The sequence below is a fragment of the Ruegeria sp. AE4 genome (assembly GCF_056542185.1).
The window spans coordinates 1-23,374 of sequence record NZ_JBQFZK010000019.1 but is presented as its reverse complement, the minus strand read 5'-3'; the positions used below and the strand labels follow the sequence as shown (position 1 = coordinate 23,374).

Annotated in this window: 25 protein-coding genes and 1 tRNA gene; 6 read left to right on the top strand and 20 right to left on the bottom strand. The window is 54.2% G+C overall.

What is annotated here, in order from left to right; all coding sequences use genetic code 11:
- The first annotated feature begins 193 nt into the window (after nt 1-193).
- The 6 genes from ACR0EK_RS17575 (at nt 194) to ACR0EK_RS17550 (ending at nt 5,450) form a co-directional block, all read left to right on the top strand.
- Nucleotides 194-952 (top strand): TVP38/TMEM64 family protein, encoded by a 759-nt coding sequence (locus ACR0EK_RS17575; RefSeq protein WP_480901045.1) that lies wholly within the window; start codon nt 194-196, stop codon nt 950-952.
- 3 nt (nt 953-955) lie between these two features.
- On the top strand, nt 956-2,374 hold the full coding sequence (locus ACR0EK_RS17570; protein ID WP_480968000.1) for a dihydrolipoyl dehydrogenase family protein: 1,419 nt from the start codon (nt 956-958) through the stop codon (nt 2,372-2,374).
- Nucleotides 2,375-2,392: 18 nt separating this feature from the next.
- Nucleotides 2,393-3,775 (top strand): ATP-binding protein, encoded by a 1,383-nt coding sequence (locus ACR0EK_RS17565; RefSeq protein WP_480967999.1) that lies wholly within the window; start codon nt 2,393-2,395, stop codon nt 3,773-3,775.
- A gap of 64 nt (nt 3,776-3,839) precedes the next feature.
- Nucleotides 3,840-3,916 (top strand) — tRNA-Arg (locus ACR0EK_RS17560).
- A gap of 243 nt (nt 3,917-4,159) precedes the next feature.
- Entirely contained in the window at nt 4,160-4,651 is a 492-nt protein-coding gene (locus ACR0EK_RS17555) for a hypothetical protein (RefSeq protein WP_480967998.1), read from the top strand.
- Nucleotides 4,652-4,982: 331 nt separating this feature from the next.
- Nucleotides 4,983-5,450 (top strand): hypothetical protein, encoded by a 468-nt coding sequence (locus ACR0EK_RS17550; RefSeq protein WP_480967997.1) that lies wholly within the window; start codon nt 4,983-4,985, stop codon nt 5,448-5,450.
- A gap of 576 nt (nt 5,451-6,026) precedes the next feature.
- Here ACR0EK_RS17550 and ACR0EK_RS17545 read toward each other — a convergent pair.
- The 20 genes from ACR0EK_RS17545 to ACR0EK_RS17450 all read right to left on the bottom strand — a co-directional run bounded on the left by ACR0EK_RS17545 (nt 6,027) and on the right by ACR0EK_RS17450 (nt 23,258).
- On the bottom strand, nt 6,027-6,227 hold the full coding sequence (locus ACR0EK_RS17545) for a hypothetical protein (RefSeq protein WP_480967996.1): 201 nt from the start codon (nt 6,225-6,227) through the stop codon (nt 6,027-6,029).
- Nucleotides 6,220-6,459 (bottom strand): hypothetical protein, encoded by a 240-nt coding sequence (locus tag ACR0EK_RS17540; RefSeq protein WP_480967995.1) that lies wholly within the window; start codon nt 6,457-6,459, stop codon nt 6,220-6,222. The genes ACR0EK_RS17545 and ACR0EK_RS17540 overlap by 8 nt, the downstream gene beginning before the upstream one ends.
- Before the next feature lie 17 nt (nt 6,460-6,476).
- Nucleotides 6,477-6,860, bottom strand: a complete 384-nt coding sequence (locus ACR0EK_RS17535) for a type II toxin-antitoxin system death-on-curing family toxin (RefSeq protein WP_480967994.1) — start codon at nt 6,858-6,860, stop codon at nt 6,477-6,479.
- 616 nt (nt 6,861-7,476) lie between these two features.
- A complete protein-coding gene (locus tag ACR0EK_RS17530; RefSeq protein WP_480967993.1) occupies nt 7,477-9,141 on the bottom strand; it encodes a hypothetical protein in 1,665 nt (554 codons plus the stop codon).
- Entirely contained in the window at nt 9,141-9,476 is a 336-nt protein-coding gene (locus ACR0EK_RS17525) for a hypothetical protein (protein WP_480967992.1), read from the bottom strand. The genes ACR0EK_RS17530 and ACR0EK_RS17525 overlap by 1 nt, the downstream gene beginning before the upstream one ends.
- 92 nt (nt 9,477-9,568) lie before the next feature.
- Entirely contained in the window at nt 9,569-9,988 is a 420-nt protein-coding gene (locus ACR0EK_RS17520; protein ID WP_480967991.1) for an HNH endonuclease signature motif containing protein, read from the bottom strand.
- 186 nt (nt 9,989-10,174) lie between these two features.
- On the bottom strand, nt 10,175-11,686 hold the full coding sequence (locus ACR0EK_RS17515; protein ID WP_480967990.1) for a DUF5906 domain-containing protein: 1,512 nt from the start codon (nt 11,684-11,686) through the stop codon (nt 10,175-10,177).
- Nucleotides 11,676-12,527 carry a bifunctional DNA primase/polymerase gene (locus ACR0EK_RS17510; RefSeq protein ID WP_480967989.1) on the bottom strand — a complete coding sequence of 284 codons (852 nt, stop codon included), beginning with the start codon at nt 12,525-12,527 and terminating at the stop codon, nt 11,676-11,678. Before ACR0EK_RS17510 ends, ACR0EK_RS17515 begins: the two co-directional genes overlap by 11 nt.
- Nucleotides 12,524-12,661, bottom strand: a complete 138-nt coding sequence (locus ACR0EK_RS17505) for a hypothetical protein (RefSeq protein ID WP_480967988.1) — start codon at nt 12,659-12,661, stop codon at nt 12,524-12,526. The genes ACR0EK_RS17510 and ACR0EK_RS17505 overlap by 4 nt, the downstream gene beginning before the upstream one ends.
- Nucleotides 12,662-12,873: 212 nt before the next feature.
- Nucleotides 12,874-13,164 carry a hypothetical protein gene (locus tag ACR0EK_RS17500; protein WP_480967987.1) on the bottom strand — a complete coding sequence of 97 codons (291 nt, stop codon included), beginning with the start codon at nt 13,162-13,164 and terminating at the stop codon, nt 12,874-12,876.
- Nucleotides 13,164-13,334, bottom strand: coding sequence for a helix-turn-helix domain-containing protein (locus tag ACR0EK_RS17495; RefSeq protein WP_480967986.1), 171 nt, complete (start codon nt 13,332-13,334; stop codon nt 13,164-13,166). Before ACR0EK_RS17495 ends, ACR0EK_RS17500 begins: the two co-directional genes overlap by 1 nt.
- A 95-nt stretch (nt 13,335-13,429) precedes the next feature.
- Nucleotides 13,430-14,107 carry a hypothetical protein gene (locus ACR0EK_RS17490; protein WP_480967985.1) on the bottom strand — a complete coding sequence of 226 codons (678 nt, stop codon included), beginning with the start codon at nt 14,105-14,107 and terminating at the stop codon, nt 13,430-13,432.
- A complete protein-coding gene (locus tag ACR0EK_RS17485; RefSeq protein ID WP_480967984.1) occupies nt 14,104-14,439 on the bottom strand; it encodes a hypothetical protein in 336 nt (111 codons plus the stop codon). Before ACR0EK_RS17485 ends, ACR0EK_RS17490 begins: the two co-directional genes overlap by 4 nt.
- Entirely contained in the window at nt 14,436-15,578 is a 1,143-nt protein-coding gene (locus tag ACR0EK_RS17480; RefSeq protein WP_480967983.1) for a tyrosine-type recombinase/integrase, read from the bottom strand. The genes ACR0EK_RS17485 and ACR0EK_RS17480 overlap by 4 nt, the downstream gene beginning before the upstream one ends.
- 896 nt (nt 15,579-16,474) lie before the next feature.
- Nucleotides 16,475-17,332, bottom strand: coding sequence for a DUF302 domain-containing protein (locus ACR0EK_RS17475; protein ID WP_170582983.1), 858 nt, complete (start codon nt 17,330-17,332; stop codon nt 16,475-16,477).
- A 1-nt stretch (nt 17,333) separates the two neighbouring features.
- Entirely contained in the window at nt 17,334-17,723 is a 390-nt protein-coding gene (locus ACR0EK_RS17470; RefSeq protein ID WP_480901144.1) for a DUF4345 domain-containing protein, read from the bottom strand.
- Nucleotides 17,724-17,849: 126 nt separating this feature from the next.
- Nucleotides 17,850-19,412, bottom strand: coding sequence for an arylsulfatase (locus tag ACR0EK_RS17465; protein ID WP_170582981.1), 1,563 nt, complete (start codon nt 19,410-19,412; stop codon nt 17,850-17,852).
- Between the two features lie 304 nt (nt 19,413-19,716).
- Nucleotides 19,717-21,477, bottom strand: a complete 1,761-nt coding sequence (locus ACR0EK_RS17460) for an adenylate/guanylate cyclase domain-containing protein (RefSeq protein ID WP_170556818.1) — start codon at nt 21,475-21,477, stop codon at nt 19,717-19,719.
- Between the two features lie 190 nt (nt 21,478-21,667).
- Nucleotides 21,668-22,126, bottom strand: a complete 459-nt coding sequence (locus ACR0EK_RS17455; RefSeq protein WP_480474019.1) for a hypothetical protein — start codon at nt 22,124-22,126, stop codon at nt 21,668-21,670.
- Between the two features lie 484 nt (nt 22,127-22,610).
- The gene (locus tag ACR0EK_RS17450; RefSeq protein ID WP_480870385.1) at nt 22,611-23,258 is read right to left on the bottom strand and encodes an MAE_28990/MAE_18760 family HEPN-like nuclease; all 648 of its coding nucleotides are present in this window, start codon (nt 23,256-23,258) and stop codon (nt 22,611-22,613) included.
- Between the last annotated feature and the right edge of the window lie 116 nt (nt 23,259-23,374).

Sequence of the window (23,374 nt, the reverse complement as noted above, 5' to 3'; positions counted from 1 at the left end):
TGCCAAGCGAAGTGTAAGTCAAACCCCAACGGTCCGGTTTTCGCGGCTTTTGCAACAATTCTGTAAACCGGATGCAGAAAAGATTTCAAATCGGTCGATTATCGTCTGAAACTGTCACGTTCGCGGCCACATAGATCAAGGCCCCGTGAACCCCCTGTTGCCGAAAGCGCAAGCAGCGCATGTTGGGCGTAAGATGAAGCAAGAAGAACCGGAAGGCCAGATGTCCGAAACAAGCCACGCTCCACGAAACGGGTTGGCGCGTCATATCCCCTTGCTGGTGATTCTCGGTGTCGCCGCGGTGGGGTTTTTCACGCTGGGTGATTACCTGACTTTCGAAACCCTGCGAGACAACCGCGAAGCGTTGCTGGCGTGGCGGGACGCAAACTATTGGGCCATGGTGGCCGGGTTCGTTGCCGTCTATATCGTAATCGTCGCGTTTTCGCTGCCCGGGGCTGCTGTCGCCTCGATGACCGGCGGGTTCCTGTTTGGACTGTTTGCCGGAACGGTGTTCAATGTATTTTCGGCCACTATTGGCGCATCGGCCATCTTTTTGGCCGCCCGCTGGGGGTTGGGCAATGTTTTGACGGCCCGGCTGGATGCCTCAAAGGGGACGATTGGGAAGCTGAAAGACAGGTTGCGCGAGAACGAAATCTCGGTGCTGTTCCTGCTGCGGCTTGTCCCGGTTGTGCCGTTCTTTGTGGCCAATCTGGTGCCTGCGCTGGTGGGCGTCAAATTTCGCAATTTTCTGATCACGACGGCGCTGGGCATTATTCCGGGGGGTATCGTTTACACCTGGATCGGCGTTGGGCTGGGCGGTGTGTTCGACCGTGGCGAAACACCGGACGTTTCTTTGTTGTGGGAACCCTTCGTCATTGGCCCCATTGTCGGCTTGTGTGTGCTGGCTGCTTTGTCGATTGTCATCAAGTCCCTGCGTGGCGGAAAGGACGCCTGACCCATGCAACACCTCAAGACAGATATCCTGGTCATTGGGGCCGGGTCCGGTGGGTTATCGGTTGCGGCCGGTGCCAGCCAGATGGGTGCGAAGGTGATCCTTCTGGAAGGGCACAAGATGGGTGGCGACTGCCTGAACTTCGGCTGCGTCCCGTCGAAAGCGCTGATCGCAAGCGGCAAAGCGGCCTTTGGTCAGGCGCATTCCGCCGCGTTTGGCGTGGCCGATGTAAACCCTCAGATCGACTATGCAGCGGCGAAGGATCATGTGCGAGATGTGATTGCCCAGATCGAACCGATGGACAGCCAGGAGCGCTTCGAAGGTTTGGGTGTCAAAGTGATCCGCGAATATGGCAGCTTTATCTCCCCGACCAAAGTGCAGGCCGGAGATCATGTCATCACCGCGCGCCGGATCGTGATTGCGACCGGGTCGTCGCCAATGGTTCCGCCAATCCCTGGTCTGGACACTGTACCTTATCAAACAAACGAAACCATCTTCGACCTGCGCGAGCGTCCGGAACACCTGCTGATCATTGGCGGTGGTCCGGTGGGTATGGAAATGGCGCAGGCTCATGTCCGGTTGGGCAGCAAGGTAACAGTCGTTGAAGGGCAGAGGGCGTTGGGCAAAGACGACCCCGAGGCCGCGTCCATTGTGCTGGAGGCTTTGCGCAGTGAAGGTGTCGTGATCCACGAAAACGCCGTGGTGGCCCAGATTCGCGGAAAGGATGGCGTTGTGGAGGTCGTGACCGAGAACGGCGATATTCACCGGGGCTCTCACCTTTTGATCGCCGTAGGGCGCAAGGCCAATATCGAGCGTCTGAACCTGACTGCGGCGGGAATTGACCGCACCAGAACCGGAATCAAGACGGATGACAGCTTGCGGACGTCAAACCGCCGGGTCTATGCGATTGGCGATGTCGTGGGGGGGCTGCAATTCACCCATGTTGCCGGGTATCATGCGGGTATCATCATTCGATCCGCCTTGTTCGGCCTGCCCACCAGGGCGAAAACGGCGCATATCCCATGGGCAACGTTCACCGATCCTGAACTGGCACAGGTAGGTCTGACCGAAGCTCAGGCCCGCGACCGGCATGGCGACAGGCTGGAGGTTGCGCGCTTTGATTTTCACCACAATGACCGCGCTTTGGCCGAGCGCAAAACCAAAGGGTTCATAAAGGTCATGGTGGTGAAGGGCAGGCCCGTCGGCGCCACGATTGTGGGCCATCAGGCGGGCGAGTTGATAAACATGTGGTCGCTGGCTTTGGCCAATAATCTGAAGATGGGGCAGATAGCTGCTATGGTTTCACCCTATCCGACAATCGGAGAGCTTAACAAACGCGTTGCTGGCGCTTATTTCTCTCCAAGGCTGTTTGAGAATCAGACAGTTAAACGTGTGGTCAGGTTTGTTCAGCGTTGGATTCCCTGACCTGTAAAGGAGCGTAAATTGAACTCGCTGTCGGGCCGATTTCTGATCCTGACGACGGTCTTCGTTATGTTGGCCGAAATCCTGATCTTTGTCCCGTCGATAGCCCGGTTCCGCGAGGATTTCCTACTGAACCGTCTGGAACGCGCTCAGATCGCATCGCTGGCTTTGTTGGCAGATGATATGCTGGCCGAAGATCTTGAGGCGGAATTGCTGGCGAATGCCGGTGTCTACAACGTGGTATTGCGTCGGGATGAAGTCCGCCAACTCATGCTGTCGTCTCCGATTCCAGAGGCAATCACCAAAACATTTGATCTACGGGATGCCGGTCCATGGATTTTGATCCGGGATGCGGTGAGCCGGATATTTATACCTGAAAATGAAGTCATCCGTATCATTGGCGAGCCGGTCAAGGGCGCGGGGCTGCTGATCGAGGTCACCATCGACAGCGCCCCCCTGCGTATGGCGATGGTTGATTACGGCCTGCGCATTCTGGGGCTGTCCTTTGTCATCTCGATCATCACGGCGTCCTTACTGTTCCTTGCGGTGCGCGTGGTTCTTGTCCGGCCCATCAAAAGCGTGGTTGGATATATGCAGCGCTATGCCAGCGCACCCGAGGACGCGCGCGGCATCATCTCGCCGAATTCCAGAGTGACGGAATTGCGCGAGGCTGAAGAAGCGCTGAAGATGCTGCAAACGGAACTGACGCAGGCGCTCAAACAGCGCGAGCGGCTGGCGCAACTGGGCGGGGCGGTTGCAAAGGTCAGCCATGACCTGCGCAACATTCTGACATCGGCGCAGCTGTTCACGGACAGGATCGAATCCAGTGATGATCCGCTGGTCCGGCGAATGGCTCCGAAGCTGGTGAATTCGATCACCCGTGCTGTATCGTTGTGTGAAAGCACATTGGCATTCGGCCGTGCAGAAGAACCTGCGCCCACCTTGACGATGGTGCCCCTACGGACAATTGCGGCTGACGTCGCCACCAGCGAACAGCTGGCGGTCGCAGGGGGCTGCGTCGAGATCGTGAACGAAGTGCCGGAAGATCTGATCGCCCGCGCCGACTCCGAGCAGTTGTTTCGTGTCATCATGAACCTCGTGCGTAACGCAAGACAGGCGTTGGAAGCCTCGGGTAAGCCGGGTCACATCACCATCGTCGGGTGTGAATATCAGGATGCCTGGTGTCTTGAAATTCGCGACACCGGGCCGGGTCTTCCGCCAAAAGCACGTGAAAACCTGTTCACACCGTTTCAGGGTGGGGTCCGCAAAGGAGGCTCTGGCCTGGGCCTTGCAATCTCACAGGAACTGGTGCGCGGGCATGGCGGTAACCTGACACTGAAGGAGACCGGACCCGATGGAACGATCTTTGAAATCAGGCTTCCGCGTGGAGACATGACTTTTTGATTTTTTTTTGAAGAATCGGCTTGCACGTCTTTGACCACAGGTCTAAACAGCGCCTCACCAACGCGGACCGATAGCTCAGCTGGATAGAGTACTTGACTACGAATCAAGGGGTCGGGGGTTCGAATCCTCCTCGGTCCGCCATTAAAATCAATCACTTGGCGGAAATTTGGTAACTGGCAAAAAGGGCTGTGTCAGTCTGTTGTCAGTCGCGCCGCTTCAACTCATACCGTAAGATTCGCTTGGCAGTATCAGCCCAGCGGCTGCGCAAATAATCCCAAGCCTCATTGTTCTAAGCCTTTGTGGCCTGTCAGAGGCACCACGCTTATTATACTCTAAACCGATTACTCCTTATTCGCAGTTACGTACATTTGGAAGGAGGAAAGAATGATGAAGTTTTTTGCGACTCTTTTGGCTTCTTTTTTTGCGTTTGCACCGCTTGCACAAGCTGAGGTGATGCGGTGTTTAGACATGTATTCTCTCTATTCAGGCGGTGAACACGGTTATTTGATTGAGAAAGACCAGCAGGGGCAAATTGTTTCCTTGTATAGCCTTGCAGTGAAGGTGGCCCGAGAATGCGTCGGACCACGAAGTACCCGATCTTGCAAATCACTCACTGAAAATGCCCTCTTCTCGGAGTCGTTCCACGTCCATTATACAATTTTCCCGGTCACTGATATTGATACCGAGAACGTATCCGGACACCAGCGCTATGCATTCAGACTAAATATGCTTCGGGACGCAGGATATGAGCCAACGCACTTCATAAGCACTACTGACGCACTTGTGAAAGCTGACGGGTCGATACAATCAATGGGCGGTGACGGAAGATACTTTCGATGTGAGAAGGGCGAATTGATTTGGAAATCCACCGATTGAGCAGATCATAGTTCGCGTTAGAAATTCTCAGGCACGGGGCGGTTCCTAGGTTTTGATGGAATCGCGCAGCCAAGTTCAGCCTCTGTGCGCTTTTTGATATGGGCCTTCAGTAGGGTGCGAGTATCGGGCCGCTCGGGCCTACAGAGACTGTTAAATGGTATGAAGTGACCCCTCGAACAGTGCAGCCCCCTTGCGCTTGCCGTGTTCCTCAGTAAACGCCTCGGCCCGGTTCAGGTCCGACCGATGCGGGCAATAAAACCGCAAAAAATTGGTTCCACTTCCACATTCAAAGTGCCAAGGTCCACGCTAAATATTGGACGGAGATTTGATAGTGAAACCTGCTGCTTACCTTGGTATCTGCCTTGCATCCTTAGTTTGGAACGTTCCCGAAGCAAATGCGGCATCATGGATTTGTCATGCTTCTGACGCGGCAGGCTATCGGTTAGTAGGAGGTGACTACAGACCCCAAACATTCACTGCCGATGACAGATTCCTCATTAGACCATTTAACCCGTCAGTTGATCCTGACCCAAATTCTCCCTTCCACGAAAACGCCCCGACATATGTGGGAATTGAACTTGGAACGACAGACCAATATTTCTATTTTTGGGCCGACTTCGACCCTGACGAAGATGCATACGCTCAGTCCGTGATCGGGGCTGGAAAAATGCAATTCTATCCAAAAAAGAACTTTATGACCGTCGAGTACACCATGTCCGCAATTGTCGGAAACAAAGGAACCGAAGAAGACTCATACACTCCAATGTTCTCAATAGCCAAATGCGCACGAACGGACTGACAGATTACTTGACAGCCAATCGAACAAAATTAGAACATTTGCCATGAAGAAATGGCCAAGAACAATTCCGTTTGATTTGAAATGTAAGCTGGAAAGTCTGCGGGAATATCGCAGCGCACCATCCTTGCAAGACGATTGGGCCGCGATCTTTGAGTGGTTGCATAAGCACGACATTGAACCACCAGATCACGCGTTGCCGACCGAACCGGAATTAAAGGGTCCTGTCGGTCACTGGTGACAGGAAACTTGTTACCTCCTCATCCTCGAAAAAACCCGCATTGTTCGGAGGGAAACCAATTGAACAACGCGGGCGATAGTTTCGGGGTAAAATTGTTACGGCTCACATCTTGGGTTGGATCAAAGTTCCCCGCGTCGCCTTAATCTGGGATGATAGGCAACGCGGGGATTTAGTCTGAACATGGGACTGCCCAGACTAAATGGGGCAAATGTGTTACGGGTGGTTACACAGGTTGGATCAAACACTGAAACTCGGCGTCAGTTACGCGGGTGTCATTTCTCTCGACGACCAAACATCAACTCCAGCATCCATGACGTGGTTGATTACCCTGGGTATTGCTAGACCGATGGCTGCTCTGGTGCGTCACCCAATGCGAGCAATAGCAAGATGGCCAGCAAAGGCGATCCAACAAGACCAATAAGAAACCAGATCAATCCGGATCGGTTGCGTCGTCCAGCCATAGTGATCGGCAGGATATAGAGCCAAATCGCTGCAGCCGTTATTAGAATCAGGAATATGAGTCCGCCGAAGTCACTCATGACTTTTATTTCCGATAGCTGCCGCAGCGGCGAACAATAGAGCTGATATTATTAATCCGCCGACTATGCTGTAAGGTGCGGCGTACAACGCAAGCGTGATTTTACTTTCTGAGCTGGCTGTGCCGCCTGCGAGGCTAAGTAGCACATTGACCTTGTCCATTGCTCTAAGAAAGCTGAATACGGAAAATCCCAAAGCGCATGCAGCACCAATGGCGAAAATATGATGGTTCATAGCCTGTTACCTTTAATTCATTCAATAACTGTGTGAAACCAAAACGCTACTGCGTCCTGAGACATACTGCCGTCAACGAGACGCACCACGAGAGTGTCTAAGAAGTCGATTGAAACAGGCGGCAGATCGTATCCTGATAATCGTGTCATGGTCATAGTGATAAGCACAGCCGCGCGTTTGTTGCCATCGTGAAAGCCATGCGCTTTAGCAACACCATGCAACAACGCAGCGGCTTTTTCATGCAACGTTGGATATACCTTCTCGCCACCAAAAGACGCGTAAGGTCTGGCAATTGCACTTTGAATGCTGTGTTCGTTCTTGATGTACGGTTTGGCATCTGGAACCCGCATGGCTTCGCAATAGACCAGTCGAATGTCATCGTACGTAACCTGATAGATCATTACTTGTCGGCCAGTCGGTCCAACACATCTTTCATGTCTTTGGCCGTCTGTTTGATCGTCGCCTTAACCTCTTCACGAGACGGTTTCTTCGTTACGCGTTCCGTCTGAGTTTTTTGATCGTTTGTCATACGGCTAGGATGATCTGTAAAGCCCAAGATCGTCAACTGTTTCATACGACCATTTGCATTTGGCCCCATCCGAGCAGATACATGATCGTTACGGCTTCAGCCATCATCAACTATTTGAAACTGCCGGCATCGGTGATTGGTAGGAAACCGCAATTTTGATGTTTTCTAGAAGAGGTGGCCCGAATAAGTGAGAAACGCCACAAATCCAATAAGCGCAATCAAACACGCGGCCTTAGACGGCGAACGCTGATTGGAGACCCATCTTCCATGAGAAAAATATCCTTGTACTATATCTGAGTCTCTACCATCGATCAGGTACAGGTTATGCAAAAGCCAAAATGAAAAGGCGACCAAAGTCCAAATCAGACCTAGTAAAATGGGCGCAAAGATCACAAGGATCAAAGCACCTCCTAAAATATAGAATATGGTTTCTAACATCGCCAACAGTCTTAACACAGTCTATGACTGCTTGTGGATTTATTCACATGTCACCCAATAAATCGCCCAATCTCAAAAGCACGGTGGCCGTGTTCATCGATCAAGGCCGTTGCGTTGATTGCGGCAATAATGCCATCGATCTTGGCGTACCCTTGGCCGCTCAAACGGTTGTCACGTTTCTTGAGCCTGCGATTTCCGTTTGCCAGTTCCTCAACCAAAAGGTTTTCCACATTCGCCAGCAACAATGGGCAATGACTGTGCGATACCGCGCCGTCGAGCAAACGCGCTTCCAGACTGGCGAGGGCTGCACCCAAAATCCATGTTTGCGGCACGGCCTCAAACCTCTTGCCCGTGGCGTCACGCAGCGCCTGTGCAAAGCCCGTCTGGCCGTGTTCATCGCCGCCCACAACGTCACAGCCAGCTTGGGCCACCAGATCGAACATGGCGGCCTGCATCGCTTCTGCCGTTTCGTGAATGTGCAACGTTTTATTGGAAACCGCTGCATCGTATGTGTCGCGTAGGTTATCGGGCGCACGCTCGTAACCCGTCTGGGTGAGAAACTGATGTACCGTCAATTCTAGGCGGCGCTGGGCGGCCTTGGGGCGTCTGGCAACGCATACGGCGGCGGGGTCATCAAGCCCGCCTGCATCGATGCCCACGGCGGTGAAATCATACGGCCCAGACGGCACGAGGCGCGGGCATTTGTCAAAGTGCAGATGCAATATGCTTTCCGCATTGGCGGCGCTGTCGTTTCGCTCAATCCCAAGGCGCTGGGACAAGGTGAGGGCAAAGGTTTCCTGATCGTCAGCATCAGCCGCTTGCCGTAACTCGCGCTCTAACTCAGCGGCGTCCATCGTGCCGGGTTGCCCTGCCGTTCTGAGGCTCGGCATACCGCGCCACCACTCGCTAGGGTCCAGCGGGTCTAGGTCGGGCCGCTCGGTTAGCGGGAAGGTGTAAAGCAGGGGTAGAAAGTCGGGGTCTTGGATGTCACCGCCTCGCACGGATCGCGCATAAGCAAGCTGGCGCTTAAATTCACCTTGGGGCGGTTCGATACTCATCGTCGTAATGGCGAGAACCTTGAAGTCTCGGCCCCAGTTCGCGCCGCCTTGGCGTAGCTGATTAATCGCGGCGGTTGCGTCACTCAGTTGCGCCATTTCGTGCAACTCATCCAAGATCAGTAACACAGGGCGGCGGCCCACTGCGTTACGCATAGAGCAAGAGATAATTTGAATGACGATACCGCTCGTGATGTGCGTCAGGCTCTTGGACTGGGCGTTACTACGGAATAGGGGGCGCAACTCATCATCCGCAAGAATGGCCTCTAGGATGTGGTTGAACACGATCTTTGCGCCTTCGATATTCGCGGCCATGATGACAACCTGTCCGCGCGTGTTGATCCCGAGAATTGAGGACAACATGACATAGCCCAGAGCAAAGGCACCCACGCTTACAGATTTGCCGCTGCCCTTACCCAGAACCCAGAGCGACTCGCGCACTTGAAAGCTGGCCTTGAGTGCATCGCGTTGCCACGGCAGCCAGTGTTGCTCTAGTCGATCCCCAGCCGCTGGGCCTTGGGTGAGCGTAAACTTTCCGCACAGCGTAACGAAACGCTCGGCTGTATCGGCGTCTCGGTCGAGTACAGGCACAAGCGACTGGGCATCTGGTGCGTGCGCCCAATCTGGATTGGCTGGCGTTACGGGGCGGATGTAGCTCATCAGGCTTGCCAGACCGAATTACCAGGATTTTGCGGTTTGGCGTCTTTCTCAATCGCGGCCAGCTTGTCTTTACCCAGCCCCAACAGCCCAGCCAGCTTTGTGAGCGTTCCTGTGTGACGGGCGATAATTGAAGACGCGACATGCGCCTTTCCGTCTGGCCCAATCGGCCCGCCATCAAGCGTCATTCTTGTTTGGGCCGCTCTGAGGGCTTGCAGGTTCACCAAATAAAGTTCAACCACACTGGCTTTCTCGGGCGTCCACGCCTCATGCGCATGAAGGTGGCGACAGAGGCCGTTCCACTCAGCCCAGTAAGCTGGATTGAGACTGGCGGGCATGACTGGCACCTCAAACGGCGCGGTTTCGTCTGATTTGTTCTGAATCGCCGTAAGTTGCGATTTTTGGGATGTAGTTGGGTTGGCCATTTCGGTTATTTCCCTCTCTGTTTTTGACGTTCGAACAACGTAGCGATACGGTCATTCTTGGGCGCTGTGTGTCTTTCGGTTGCCCCGCGTTCGGTGGAGAACTCCCCGTTAGACAAAGTCCTATACCCCTCCCACGCTTGTGAGCGGTGGCCTATGCCGTTGTGGGTTCGCCTGTCGTTGGCCTTGGTGCGCAGCTTGCTGTTGCACGGTTTGCAAATTGGTCTGAGGTTGTCGGTATCCCAGAACGTTGAGTTGTCAGGACGGTGTTCGATGTGGTCAACGCTGTCAGCAGCAACAGCATGACACACTGAACAGATTGGACCGTTGGCCAGCACTCTTGCACGTAGCCGTTTCCAGCGTGCCGTACCGTACCAACGCTTACGCTGGGCCACCTCGGGCCGTCGGCTCTTACGCTCAACAGTCATGGCAATATATCCACAATTCTATAGCTGTTGGCGCGTTGAGCGTGTTTAACGGCTTGGTATCCAATGTATCCGTTAAAAAGCACTCACTTCTTTTCGTGGGAATCGCACATATATTTTTCAAAAAAGTATGTGCGTTTTCGTGCAAAAGAAGTTGGTGGGATACATTGGATACATTGGATACGGGTTTTAAGGATTGGCAAGCCAACGTTCGAAAGCCTCCTGTAATCTCTCCCAATCTGGGTTGTTACCGTTCGCTGGCAGCGTAACGACACGAAGCTGTTCACCACGGCTGCCCGGTCGCGCTTGCTCAACCTCGCCCTTGGTCATGGCGTAGAAGTCTTTCCAGAATTGCCGTTCGCCAACAGCTCGGGCCGCTTTGTGTTCGTTCTCGCGGTGCCAGTGTTTGTAGCCCGCGTAAAAGACCTTCTTATCGATTTCGAACGTATCGCTCGGCACGGGCATAGGCGGGCTGCCCTCGTAAACCTTGCTCGGTGCGGGCCGTAACGTGTCGAGCGGATCGTATCCAAACGACTCGTTCTGCACAGTGTCGTGCCACCAATGATGGACTTCCCGCAGGCTGGATTTGCGGCTGTCGAGATAGATCGGGGTCAACGGCCTGTCATCGACTGGATGCCAGCCCGACACGTCACGGTTCAGCAGATAATTGAGAACCAAGAATTTGCCGCCCCCCTCTAACCATGCGTGCAGTTCGTCCCAATATTGGCGCACTTGTGGGATGTCGCTCACTTCGAACATGGCAAAGCGGCGGTCTGAGTATTCCACCTGTGCCGCGAACCTGTGGTTTGTCCCAAGCATGATGGACAGGCGGTTTTCCATCTGGATAGCGTCAACACCTTTGGGTTCGATAAACAGATACGGCTCGGTCACAATCGACTTGAGGGCGTCAGCGGCCCTCAGATCGCCAGCGAATAGCGCCTCATCCGCAAAGGCGAAAAGAGCGTCGGCAAGGTGTTTGTTGAAATCTCCAACCAAACCCTTGGCTTTGTAGATCGCACGCCCGTGCTGGCCGAATATGGTCAGCAGCAGATTGCCCAAGGTGCCTTTGCCTGTTCCTTGTCGGGCGCTGATGAGACACAGCGCAACGCCAATGCGTTTACCCGGATTTTGAACAACCCAAGCCAGCCAGTTCAGAATGTACTCGGCCCAAGCGTCCTGTTGGCAGGCGAGAACGGTGTGAACAAAGGTGACAAAGGGCGAGGCGTCACCATCGTAAGGGGCAATACCAAATCCCATCCAGAGGTTCAGTTTTCCGTTATGGACTGGCGGCGCGTCTGGGTCGGTTATGAGGCCGCTATACATTAGGCGTTTTGGGTTCTTGAGCCACAGTTCCGCCTCTGGGCGGTGTTCGTTCCAACCCAGAAAGTCGGCGCGTGTCATCATGTGTAACGTGCGCCTGCCGTGGCCGTTCATCTGTTCTGCTGTGAAATGGCAGTATCGGACCTTGCCACCAAAGTTGACGACAAAATACTCGGCAAGCATCGCCTCGGCGGCGTCCTGCGTCTCGGCATCGCGCGGCGCGTTCACCTCGGCCATTACCAGATTGCGCAGCATCGGCTTGCGCTGGGGGAAACCCTCTTTGGTACACCTCGTGTGCAACGCGGCAATCTCGGGTTCGCGTTCGATTTCCATCAACCCTGCAATTCGCTGGATTTCAGAGGCCAGTGTTTCAGCGTCCATAAAAAGCCTCCTGCATCCTCTGGGACATGATTGCGCGTCCCTCGGACGCTCGGGCCGCCTCGCGCTTAATCTGCCTGTCTGTGACGCGCGTCAGCCCGTCTCGGGCCACAACGCCATGTGCAAACTGTGTGGCCAGCAGCCAGTAAATCTCGGAATAGGTGAAGCCAGCGATGCCCAGCAGCTTGGCTATGCTCATGTCAAAGCCAGAGCGGCTTGTGTCGTGCAGCCCTTTGGCATCCCCCGCCCAGCGGCGGCGCAAATTCGGATGCCCGAACGTCAGGGCGAGATTGAGACGCCGTAAGACCGCGCCCGCATCCACAGGCGTTACAGGTTGCAGTGTTACGTCTCGGCCCTCGGGTGCCTTGGACAACTCAAGGCAAACCGCATCGGGCAGGATAGCAGGCCAAGCGTTACACGTGACTGTGTAGCCCTCGCCAAACGCAATCCAACCGCCAGAGCCTCGGCTGTCGAGGCCGGGAACAATGCCTTGCCGTGTCCCAAGGTTCTGCCACTCGCCAAGCGTCCGATAGATCAGATGCAGGCCGCCAGATACCGTGCTGTGCGTTCTGGTCAGCATTGGCACCCCCCACTGGGCTAACCAGTGCTGGGCCGCGCATCCGTCCTTGTAGCTATCCAGATCAAGGGCGTACCAACCGTTACCCATTCGGATACCAAACCCATTGGCGCGGCTCCAATCGAACGAGGCCACATCATACGAGGCGTCAAGGTGGCCATGACGGGTTAAGGGGGTCTTGTCCCACTTCACCTTGTTTGGGTTCCAGACAATGCGAATAGGAAAGACGGGCGCTTGCATCGCCGCTGCCAACTCGGGCCACATCATGCCGCCACCTCATCTGCCATCAGACGCGCACACAGCATCACGGCGGCGGCACGCACCTGTTCCTCGGTCGCGTGCATTTCGGTCAGTACACGGCCACTGGGGCGCAAAAACAAAGTACCTGGAATTTGCTCCAATGCCTCTGCTGAGGTTTTCCAAGAGACTTTGGGTATTGCTTCCCAAATCCTCACACGGATGAGGCCGCAATATCCCTCGTTCGGTTTGTCGTTCACCCATTGAATGCGCATCTGGGGATTTCCTTGTCGGATGACGCTCGGGCCGCTATCGTCATCGCGTTCCAATCGACTTGATAACTGACTGAGCGGGGCGGCTGTGGTGGCCGCCTCGTTTACGTTTGGGCGAGTAGGACTCGGACTTCTTTCGCCAGATCGGCCATTTTGTCCGCGCCGCGCAGGAAACTGTTCAGGTGAATGTCATCAGACAAAAGCCAAAGTTCCGTGCGGCAATCGTCGCCATGTTCTGCGTTGAGTACCGCGCCCTTTGCCTCAATCAGAGCCTTGGCGCGGGCTATCCCAGCGGGCAGGGATAGAAGGTACTCTTGCAAGCTATCATCAGCGGCGCACATTTCCTCGGCACCACCAGCCAGCATGACAACAAGATAGGTTTGTATATCGAACATCAGGCGGCCTCGCTCGTAAGCCACGCTTCAATGTCGCTGCGCTTGTATCGGATGTATCGGCCACGCTTGATAAACTTGGGGCCGCCCCCAGATTGCCGCCAACGGCCAAGAGTGACTGGGTGTTGCCCAATCAGCTTTGCGGCCTCTTTCGTGGTTAGAAGTTCGTCCATGTTGTCACCTGCTGATTTTTACGAATCGTGGTGACACCCCATAGTGGGCATAAAAAGCGGTCTGTCAGGGGACAAACAATGCTTGTCCCCAAATTCTACTTTTGGTTGTCCCTCTGCAATTGTTTTCGCAATGCGGAATCTCTGTCCCCTGCGTCACGCTTGAACGTGCCGTCATCCTCATAGCCGTAAATCTCGGCCAGCCGCTCCAATTGCTCGGGCGTAGCTGTCTTGAGCCTCGCAATCAGGCTCGGCCCGCTCGGCTTGTCGAGGTCGAACACGGCCCAAGCTGCCAGCTTGCGGGCTTTCCTGTCGGCGGCCTTGCGGGTGTTTCCGCTTTGCTGGCTCCTGCGTTGCAACTCGGCCATTGCGGCCTGTGCCTTGGCGCTGCGCAACTCGGCGGCATCTGGGCTGGTACTGAGACTTCCCAGCCATTTGTGCGCCGCCAGTTCAACGGCTCCTAGCTGGGCGTCAAAGTCGCCCTCATCAGCCCAATACCTGAACGTTGCACGGGCCTCGTAACATTGCAGGTAAAATGTAACGGCTGGGTCCGTAACACCATTGCGTAACGCGTCCCTGTCATCTGGGTTGAGACCAAGGGCAATAATGTCGGGGGCAGCCTCTCGGGCCAGAGCCTCAAGTACCGTAACAACATCAACGGCCAGTTCATCCGCGACTGGGTATTCCTCGCCACGCTGGGCCGCATACCATGCTCGGTCGAACTCAGGCACCAGAGGACGCAAGCTGTCTATGGCTGCCGTTATGTCATCGATCATGTTCGGTTCAGTGTCGGTTTGAGTTGTTCGATTAACGCGCGTTCACGCCCCATCAGTTCGTCCGGGTCGCAGTTTTCCAAAATTCGAACAGTTATACTTTCGCCTCTGCGGACGGCCTCGGCCAACCTGATATGAACCGCGCGATATGCTCTACCGTTCAAAGGCGGTTTGCCTTCTGCCATCCTTTGAACGTTTCGTGCGTAGCGTTTTATGCGTCGTTTTCCTCGTCCGGCACCAGCCTTTCCAACGTAATCGTCACTACCCACAATCCAGTAATAAACCAACGGTTGGTCCAAATCGTAACCGTTCAAGTCCAGTTCGAATTCCATCACGCGACTAACTCCTGCACATGATTTTGCCAGCCGCGCAAAACCTCGGCGGCTTCCTCTGCATAGTCGTGCTGCATGTAAGCCTTGTCCAATGCCGTGCGTTGCACCTCGTGCGCCAATGCAGCCTCGCTTGCCTCGTATCCGTATCCACTGGCGGCGGCCCAAGTGCGCATTGCTCGGCGCACGTCGTGCGGCTTTACCGTCGCATCAACGCCAGCCGCTTTGCGCCATGTGGGCAGCGCCTGCTTTAACCGTGTCGTACCTTGCCCGAATACCGCGCCCTCTTGGGCGAGAACGGGCCGTATCTGGTCGTATGCCCAAGGCGTAAGGGGCGTCCAAAACTCGCGCTTGCCTTTCATCACATCAGCAGGCCAGACGATACCGTCTTGTCGAATCCAACGGCGCTGCAATTGCTGCAAGGCTCCCGTGCGAACACAGGTCATAAGAACGAGACGGCCCGCAATGGCCGTAAGAGGCGTCAAAGTCTCGGCGGCGTCCCAGAGTGCCTTAATCTCATCCTCGGCCATAACTCGGGTGCGTGGCTTCGGTGTGGGTGCGGCTCTGCTGGCTTTGGGCAAAGTCACCTCTGTCAGCCCTCGGCTATCCGCCCAAGTCAGAAAGCTGTTGAGGGTGCGGAAAGTCAACGCGCCACTGGATGCACTACGGTCTGTCGCGCGGTCTACAATCCGCATCAGGTCGGCGCGTGTTACGTCACCTATTCTAATCTCGGCGGCGTCAGAATTGAGAACGTCGCGGCGCATCGCTCCAACGTATCCCTCGTGGGTGCTGGCACTCCAATTGTGCTTGGGGCTGTCGAGCCATTGCGAGACAAGCTGGCCCAAGGTGTCGCCGTGTTTGGCCTTGGCCGTTGCTGTCTCGGCCTGCTGGCTGGGATCGGCTCCTGTGCGTATCTCTAACCGCATCTGGGCTGCCCTCTTGCGGGCCGCATCAACCGTCAACTCGCCCAGCTTGCCGATTATCAGGCGCTTGTACTTCCCAGTTCCGCGCACCTGATAATTGAGGAATAGCGTTACATCCCCATTGTTGGCTTTGCGTGCGCCAAAGCCCTTAACCTCAGTATCCCAGATCAGTTTGCCCGCCTGCGCCTCGGCCAGATTGCGGGCGCTTAGTTTCATTGCCATGTCAGCGCCTCGTGTCAGTCATATGTCAGTCTATGTACGTTATTGGGCGCTAATGTAAATACCTCTATGTTATCAAGTTCTATATAAAAATACCTATATTCAATGGTTTATGTAGTGGATTCAAGTATTTGCATGTGAGACATTCGTTAACTACGAATCAAGGGGTCGGGGGTTCGAATCCTCCTCGGTCCGCCACTGGTTTTCTGTTGAACGTCACATGAACCTGACCCAACCTTCATAGTTGGACCAGAAAAGCAGCGAACGTTCGACATCAGAAGGCGCCCCCAATGTTGGACATCAGTTGAATTTGACCTTTGTGTCATCAGCTAACACGCCGCCGCCATTTCGTATTCCCGCAGATAGTGTGGTTTGATCTGACTTCCCTTTCGGAAAATCAGAGCTGATTTGTAGGTCAGACAGCGAAGCTGCCTGTTCCTGCTAATCTGCCACGTGGCGAACGCGGGAGGGGGCGAGGCAATGCTATTCGACAGGGGTGGTGCGGCCCGCAGGCACAGCCGAGGACACGGCCCTGTCTAATGGGGTTGCCCGAGGGGGAGGGCTGCGCCCTCACCCTGACGGCCAGGGCGTTTGGCTTGTCCAAATCCCGCTGGCCCACGAAAAGAAAGTGGTGAGGTAGAGGGCCTGCCGCCATTTGCGATTGAGCCCTTCTGTCAAAATTCAAAAAGTTATAGACGCCCACCAAGCCGCCATTCGCTGCGGTTGCAGCACTTGTCACTTCGAATGGCAGCAAGGCGCAGAAAGCGGCCTTTGCAAAGTTTAACGAACGGCCCAAAGCGTGGTAGGCCTGTTGCGTTGAGAACCGCTGAAATCAACCCAAAGCGGACGACGAAAAGATGGCCAATCGGCAAAGGTTTTTTGCGTTTTCCTAACAGCGGCTACTCAATTGCCTTGCGAAATGTCTCCGTCAGCCGTTTGTTCAAACCGTGATGAGGTTCGGCTGAAGAACCGTAGTGCAACTCCGCCAAAGCAGCGATGTCATTGAAAATGACTACGGAGCCGCCTTCTTCATTCGCGTAAACCAATAGTTTTTGGCAAAAGGCATCCAAACCAATTGCCGGAAAGTCCGCCATAGCCACACCACCGGGCGCTGGTCCGCCGAATAGCAAGAGAACAGCATCCGGCAGCTCCGTCCCCAGTTGGGACGCTTCGGCCGCAAAATCGATCTCCCCAAACCAGACTGTATCGTCCTGTCCCATCACAGCTGTCCTGACACGTTCCACTGCCTCTGGAACGCTGAGCTCAGATCGCAATTCGATGATGCCATGGTTTGCAACTAATCCTTTGGTCGGCGCTGGTGCTGCATCCAAGTCGTTCAGGACTTCGAGCAACTTGTTCTCAAATGCATTCAACGCTTGGGTATTGATTAGACCATGCCGAACTTTGAGAAACTGAGAGTCTGTGTATTCGATCTGCGGTCGACCATCCTGATCGAATGAAAGAACGCGAAAAGGAAGGTCCAGACCTGCACGTACGTTCTCCTCCAGTATAGGTGTGTTTACCTCTGGATCAGAGAAAACGAGTACACGAGATGCTGGCATTTCGACGCCTTCGGCCTTGGCCAGGCGCGCGTGATCTATCGATGCGATTGGAGCAGCTCCCGCTTCGGAAACGGCAGTCTCAAGCTCTAAGAAGTTTTCGTCCACCGCGGTCTGGACAGATGAAGATTGTGCAAAAGCGGATGCCGAAACTGATAAAGTTGCGATCATCGAGAAAACAAAGCCGGACCTCACCATTTTACCACTTCCTGTTTCCTCGTACTTTTTTCAGAGAAACCGCCGCCAGAGCTGCAAAAGCTATCTCGGCTGCAAGATAAAAGAGAAGTACCCCGTTCGGAACTCCATCGATAAGGATGCTTAGTATGCGCCCAACGGCCAGTCCTGACATAAACAAAAATAGAACCCACAGCGCGGGGCGTTGTAACTCTGGTTTCGAAGCAGCCGCCAACCAAAACAGAGCGTTTGCCAGGTAAAGACCCATAATCGCTCGGAACACGTGGGTTTGGTTCGTCCCTTCCACCGGAAATCTCAGCAAAACTGGGATCGAACGGCCGGGCATCAGACCGTATGATAACGCAATTGGCACGAGGCCGACGGCAGCAAGCAGAAGGACTAATCTAGCACTCATGGAGGACTCCTTCTCGTAGAGGTTTCGCTTTTTGCGAAATTCCTAGTCGGTTATTTTGGGCATCCGATGATCCGAGCCGGATGCCCACGCTGCGGTGGGAAAGGCGTATTGGTTGCCTCGCTTCCTCTACTGAGAGATGCCGCCTTCGGTTGATGTCTGTTCTTCAACATGGTCTTGATTGGCGACCGGCTTCCCGCGCGGAGGGAACTCCTCGAAAGTAGCGAGATGTGCCTGCACTAACCGGGCGGCTGGGCCGAATGCCCACATTTTCTCACCCATCCAGCGGACGTACATACCGCTTTCCTCCGCAGCTTTTTCGTAGGGATCGCGGCGGAGGTTGAAAAGCAAGGGGGCGACCAATTCTTCCTTCGGGCCTGACCAGCCGTGGTTTTGAACGACAAAGTGCGCTTTCCAATCGTTGTAGCGTACTGCTTGGAGGTCTGTACCCTGATAGTAAATCAGCTCGCGGCGAATGCTCTCTTCATCCTCACCCGTCAGGTAAGATAGTTGATTGTAGCCATCGAGATGCACTTTATAGCCTTCATATCCCTCTAGGAGCTTTTCTCTTAGATCTGTCGGACCTCCAGCCGCAGCTACAAATGTTGGCATCCAGTCCATTCCGCTGAAGATGCCATTCAAGACTTGACCTTCTGGAATTTTGCCCGGCCAGCGAATAATCGCAGGAACTCTAAAGCCACCTTCCCAAGTAGTACCCTTTTCCCCATGAAACGGTGTCGTACCACCATCAGGCCACGTCAGTGTTTCCGGGCCATTGTCTGCGGTGAACATCACTATGGTATTATCGGCGACTCCCAGATCCTCAAGGTGGCTGAGAACGTTACCAACGTTGTTGTCCAACTCCTTCATGACAACATCCTGAAGTCCACGCCCATTGCCCAACATAGCTTCGTATTCGGGGCTGAGGTGGGTCCAGACGTGTGCACGGGCTGGAGCCATCCAGACAAAAAACGGAGTGTCCGACTCTACTGCACGAGAAATGAAGTCTTTCGTGTAAGATGTCACTTCGTCATCCAAAGTCTTTTGGCGCTCAGGAGGCGCAGGCCCGTCATCAATAATGCGCTGCTTCCCGACTTTTCCAAATCGCGGGTCGACTGTTTCGTCTACCTCCTCTGTTGCAAATGAATGAATGATGTTGCGAGGCGCAAATTGCGCGTTGAATTCTGGGTCGTCTGGCCAATCCGGATCAGACGTATATTCCATAGCATTCAAATGATAGAGCCAACCCCAATACTCGTCGAAACCTTTTGCAGTCGGTAGGAACTCATTGAGGTCGCCTAGATGGTTTTTTCCGAACTGCCCCGTCGTATACCCCAACTTTTTCAGGAACATCGGAAGCGTTGGGTCATCTGGGTTTAAACCTACCGGATCTCCCGGCAGTCCAACCGTGTGCATACCAGTCCGTATTGGCAATTGTCCGGTCATGAAAGCTGATCGACCGGCAGTACAACTTGGCTCGGCATAATAATCTGTGAGACGAGCACCCTCAGAGGAGAGGCGATCCAAGTTCGGCGTCTCGATGCTTTTGACACCTCCGTGGTAAACGCCGACGCTCGCCCAACCTACGTCATCTGCCATGATGACAAGAATGTTGGGCGGGGTATGTTCGTCGGCCCAAGCTCCAGTGAAAGCAAAGCAGACGGCACCCGTTACTGAGATAAGCTTGTTCATTAAGACCTCCCGACTTGGTACTTCTTACCAACCATAGGAAAAACATCGGCTTAGAGGAACGGTCTGATTTGTTAACTTTTTGGGCTCAGCACCTTGGTGCAAGAAATTTCTTCGACCAAAAAGCCCGCCAAGCCGGAATTGCAAAGTCCTGGGTTGAATGTCCGGTTTGGGCTGGGAAACAGTCGTCGCCGATTGAAGCAATGAGCGATTGCTTAGAACCTTTCGAGGACATTGCGCTAAAATTGGATTGGCCCTTGGCACGATTTGTCTGCGATAGTTTCGAGCTTTGGCATCCTGACCAACTCTACGGCTTAACACCAGCTTTCTTCAAGCCTTCGACCAAAAGCGCATTGTGTTCGGGTAGACGGAAGAGGATCAAAGCTCCGGAGACAATGCTGTCTAGGAACGCTGGGGCGAAATCCGCCAGCGCCTGCTCATGTGGCAGGCCTGCTTCGGCGCGCCCGAGGTGGGCGGCACTGGCGATCATAAGAGCCCGGCGGATCGGCGCACGCGGCGTCATCTGAATGGCGTGCTCACCCCAACGCATTGCGTCTTCAAAATCAGCGTCGGCGAAGGCAGCTTGGGCGAGCGCCAGATAGGCGTCTCCTACCCAGAGGTCAGTGTCGCGTGGGGAAAGCTGGAGGGCAAGGTGGGCATGTTCGCGCGCCTGTGTGGTTCGGCCGACCAAAGATTCATGCCAGGCCATGAAGAAGATGTTCCGGGCAAAGTTCGGGTTCAGTGTGAAGCCCAAACTGAAGTCGGCGTTGGCCCCGTCAAAATCTCCACGGAAATGACGAACCATACCGCGAACGCATAAGGCGCGCGGGTCGAGTTGACCACCAAGAAACAGAGGTTCAACGCTTTTATCAGCTAGGCCCAGGTTTTCGGTGGGGTCCTCATCGAACTGGTATAGATAACGCATCAGGTAGGCAAACGCTTTGATCCAATGGGCCTGGACGTTGCGCGGGTCGAGATCAATGGCGCGATCAGAGACCGATATGACCTCATCGAACTTATCCTGAGAGTAGAAGCCTCCCGCGTAGAAGATCGCCATTGCACGTAGCGAGAGGTCGTAGGAGTTGAAGTCGATATCTCGAGCCACAGACGCGCGATCTATTTCGGCAATGGATATCTGGGGGGCGATGGCGCCGACCACGCTGCGTGTAATCTCATCCTGTAACGCGAAGATGTCGTCTAGCGTGCGGTCGTAGCGCTCGGCCCAAACATGGGCTCCATTTGTGCAGTCGATGAGTTGGGCAGTAATGCGTACGCGGTTTTGGGCTCGACGGAGGCTACCCTCTAGCATGTAGCGAACACCGAGTTCTCGAGCGATATCTATATGGGTGACGGGGCGACCCCTGAACGAAAATGAGGAGTTGCGGGCGATGACGAAAAGCTCGGGAAAGCGCGAGAGCTCTGTGATGATGTCTTCGGAAACGCCGTCACAGAAGTATTCCTGTTCTGGATCATTGGACATGTTCTGGAAGGGCAAGACAGCGATGGAGGGTTTGTCAGTGGGTTGAGATTGGTTTTGCGTGGAATCTGATTTGCCCTCCATCGCCAATTTGTAGGCGCGAACTGGCTCGGAGATGTTTTTGAGCGCTACTTCGCCAAGGTCTATGATGTCGTGTTCGATTTTGCCTCGAACCTGCCGGCATGCGTCGTCAGACAGTATGACACCGCCTGGGTCAGCGATGCCTTCGAGTCTTGCGGCAAGATTAACACCCTCGCCATAAATGTCGCCCTCGTCCAAGATTACGTCTCCAATGTGCAACCCTATTCGGAAGCTGATCCGGCTTTCGGTGGGGCTCTCGGCTTCGGCGGCGTGCAGCGCCTTCTGGAGCGTCGCTGCGGCCTCAACGGCAGAAACGACCGAGCTAAAAAGTGCAAACAGGCCATCACCGGTAAGCTTGATAATCTCACCTCCGGCACTTTCGATACTTGGATTGATGATGTCCCGTCGTAGGTCTTTGAGACGAGCAAGTGTTCCCGCCTCGTTAGCCGCCATAAGCCGTGAGTAGCCGACCATATCGGCGGCAAGTATGGCGGCAAGTCGGCGTGTCATGCGCATTTCCCAATAGCAACCTTTTTTCGAATCTATCAAGTTCGGCAGTAGTGTGCCAACTTTCGAGAATGTCCGCTTCGGGCTGCCACCGGTCATTAATGTGAAAAGTAACGAAAGGCGACAACAAGCCCAATGCGGGCTTTGCCAACCTTTCAAATCAGCATCATCCCCGACCATTTCAGTTCGAGTTTCAATCCCTAGCGGGCAAGGCAACCTCGCCTTCCCAGTCAGAAATACGGTGCGGTAGCGCCAGGAGTTTTGACGCCACACGTGTTTTGGTCGTTCCACTTCCAGTCATCCCCGAATATTTGCCGGTGGAGGAAACAATCCGCCAGTTGTTGACGCCGAAGGCAACAACCTCCCATCTCATGGTGAACGTGTCCTCTTCTTCACCATAAACACAGACGCCACCGCCGCTGACACCGCTGGGTCCGCCGAAACCCGAGCCCACGCACCGGACAAAACCAGGATCGATTGGTCCCTCGTCAACGGTATAAGTCCCATAGTTGTCCTCTTTCCAGAACACGTCCTCGCCCGCGGAAATTTGCTCTTGGTTGACGACATAGAAGTTCGTTGCCGACACTTTCTCTGCAGCAGTCAGACAATGAGGCGCAAAGAGAACTGCGGGGATAAGCATTGAACGCAACATGTTGTTTCCTTCGACAGTGGGGCAAAACCAGCATGATAGAGACTACGAAATTTATTGCTAGGAAAGGAACGCATAGCCGGACCTGAAAAGTCAGCTTCGTCCCGCATCTCAGAGATTGCAAAGCTTAGTGATGAAGGTCCGCTTTGGGCTGCGTGCGGCCAATCATGCTAACAGCAGACAACGATGGCACCGAGCCCAATTCAGTCGTTTACAGCAGACAACATGATTTCCTGAACGTCGCGCATGTCCTAGTCAATGGCTTGGTGCAAAACTGAAAAGCGTGATTGTGAATGCCTGCTTCAGGCTGGGACCAGCCAATCATGCTTGCTGCGGAGAACGGCAACACTGAGCCCACTTTGACCGATGTTGCGCGATGCCCCCCAATTGCAGCAATGCGCAGGAAGCGGACTTCGCAAAGTCATTAGGCAGTCTAATCGGCGACTAGTGATTGCAAACGATGCCTCAGAACAAAACACTGCCGCCCTTACGCTGCCAAGTATGATTTGAGCTGAACCCTGTTGTCGAGGGCATCACCAAACATTCTCATCAATCCTATGGTTTTATCCGCTAATTCATCCAAGTCACTTTTAGCGACGAAAGTATCTTCGCCGTGAGCAATGGCGTTGCGTCGCTTCAGTAGGATCGCGTCAATGAAACTCTCATGCTCATCAAATTCTTCGCTCGGTATCTCGCAAACTAGGCAAATTTCGCGGAGCACTTCCGAGTTCAAATTGGACTTTGTGTTCACTAGGTCATCATTCACACGAGAAAACTGTTTGCTCGAAGCCACTAGAATTTCATCCAACAACGCACATTTGGACGCCATGTTACTCTTGCTTGTTGAAAGTGCCGACAATCTTGGCAGGAAATAGTTTTTCAGGAACTGCGGACTAAGGTTCGCGTACTGAAATTTACGCAAGGCTATATGAGTTAAATACAACCTTGCCGAATTTCTAACATGTCCTTCCCAATGTGCGTACGAGACAGTTACCAATGCTCGAAGAAGTACTTTTTCTAGAGATTGGTCTGCTCGCCGGATCGCAGTCTTGAGGTCAGATATCTCCCGGATTCGCCATGTCCTGTCGGAGGTGACAAGTTGTGAGAAGTCGTCGGCAGAATATGGTTTGCTCATGGTCTAAACCAATCGTTCCCGAAAGGGTGGACCTGTCCCGTTTTTGTGCCGCCCCAAGTGCTCGTTTAAGCCACTTTCCTTTCGAATGCGACAGGGCTTTTCCAGCCCAATGCTGA

Coding starts and splice junctions, on each gene's coding strand:
- ACR0EK_RS17520 (WP_480967991.1), bottom strand. CDS start 9,988: ATGACTGTTGAGCGTAAGAGCCGACGGCCCGAGGTGGCCCAGCGTAAG.
- ACR0EK_RS17545 (WP_480967996.1), bottom strand. CDS start 6,227: ATGAGTGACTTCGGCGGACTCATATTCCTGATTCTAATAACGGCTGCA.
- ACR0EK_RS17515 (WP_480967990.1), bottom strand. CDS start 11,686: ATGGACGCTGAAACACTGGCCTCTGAAATCCAGCGAATTGCAGGGTTG.
- ACR0EK_RS17510 (WP_480967989.1), bottom strand. CDS start 12,527: ATGATGTGGCCCGAGTTGGCAGCGGCGATGCAAGCGCCCGTCTTTCCT.
- ACR0EK_RS17490 (WP_480967985.1), bottom strand. CDS start 14,107: ATGATCGATGACATAACGGCAGCCATAGACAGCTTGCGTCCTCTGGTG.
- ACR0EK_RS17455 (WP_480474019.1), bottom strand. CDS start 22,126: ATGTTGCGTTCAATGCTTATCCCCGCAGTTCTCTTTGCGCCTCATTGT.
- ACR0EK_RS17540 (WP_480967995.1), bottom strand. CDS start 6,459: ATGAACCATCATATTTTCGCCATTGGTGCTGCATGCGCTTTGGGATTT.
- ACR0EK_RS17460 (WP_170556818.1), bottom strand. CDS start 21,477: ATGACACGCCGACTTGCCGCCATACTTGCCGCCGATATGGTCGGCTAC.
- ACR0EK_RS17475 (WP_170582983.1), bottom strand. CDS start 17,332: ATGGTGAGGTCCGGCTTTGTTTTCTCGATGATCGCAACTTTATCAGTT.
- ACR0EK_RS17555 (WP_480967998.1), top strand. CDS start 4,160: ATGATGAAGTTTTTTGCGACTCTTTTGGCTTCTTTTTTTGCGTTTGCA.
- ACR0EK_RS17525 (WP_480967992.1), bottom strand. CDS start 9,476: ATGCCCGCCAGTCTCAATCCAGCTTACTGGGCTGAGTGGAACGGCCTC.
- ACR0EK_RS17470 (WP_480901144.1), bottom strand. CDS start 17,723: ATGAGTGCTAGATTAGTCCTTCTGCTTGCTGCCGTCGGCCTCGTGCCA.
- ACR0EK_RS17450 (WP_480870385.1), bottom strand. CDS start 23,258: ATGAGCAAACCATATTCTGCCGACGACTTCTCACAACTTGTCACCTCC.
- ACR0EK_RS17535 (WP_480967994.1), bottom strand. CDS start 6,860: ATGATCTATCAGGTTACGTACGATGACATTCGACTGGTCTATTGCGAA.
- ACR0EK_RS17465 (WP_170582981.1), bottom strand. CDS start 19,412: ATGAACAAGCTTATCTCAGTAACGGGTGCCGTCTGCTTTGCTTTCACT.
- ACR0EK_RS17480 (WP_480967983.1), bottom strand. CDS start 15,578: ATGGCAATGAAACTAAGCGCCCGCAATCTGGCCGAGGCGCAGGCGGGC.
- ACR0EK_RS17500 (WP_480967987.1), bottom strand. CDS start 13,164: ATGTTCGATATACAAACCTATCTTGTTGTCATGCTGGCTGGTGGTGCC.
- ACR0EK_RS17495 (WP_480967986.1), bottom strand. CDS start 13,334: ATGGACGAACTTCTAACCACGAAAGAGGCCGCAAAGCTGATTGGGCAA.
- ACR0EK_RS17575 (WP_480901045.1), top strand. CDS start 194: ATGAAGCAAGAAGAACCGGAAGGCCAGATGTCCGAAACAAGCCACGCT.
- ACR0EK_RS17570 (WP_480968000.1), top strand. CDS start 956: ATGCAACACCTCAAGACAGATATCCTGGTCATTGGGGCCGGGTCCGGT.
- ACR0EK_RS17530 (WP_480967993.1), bottom strand. CDS start 9,141: ATGAGCTACATCCGCCCCGTAACGCCAGCCAATCCAGATTGGGCGCAC.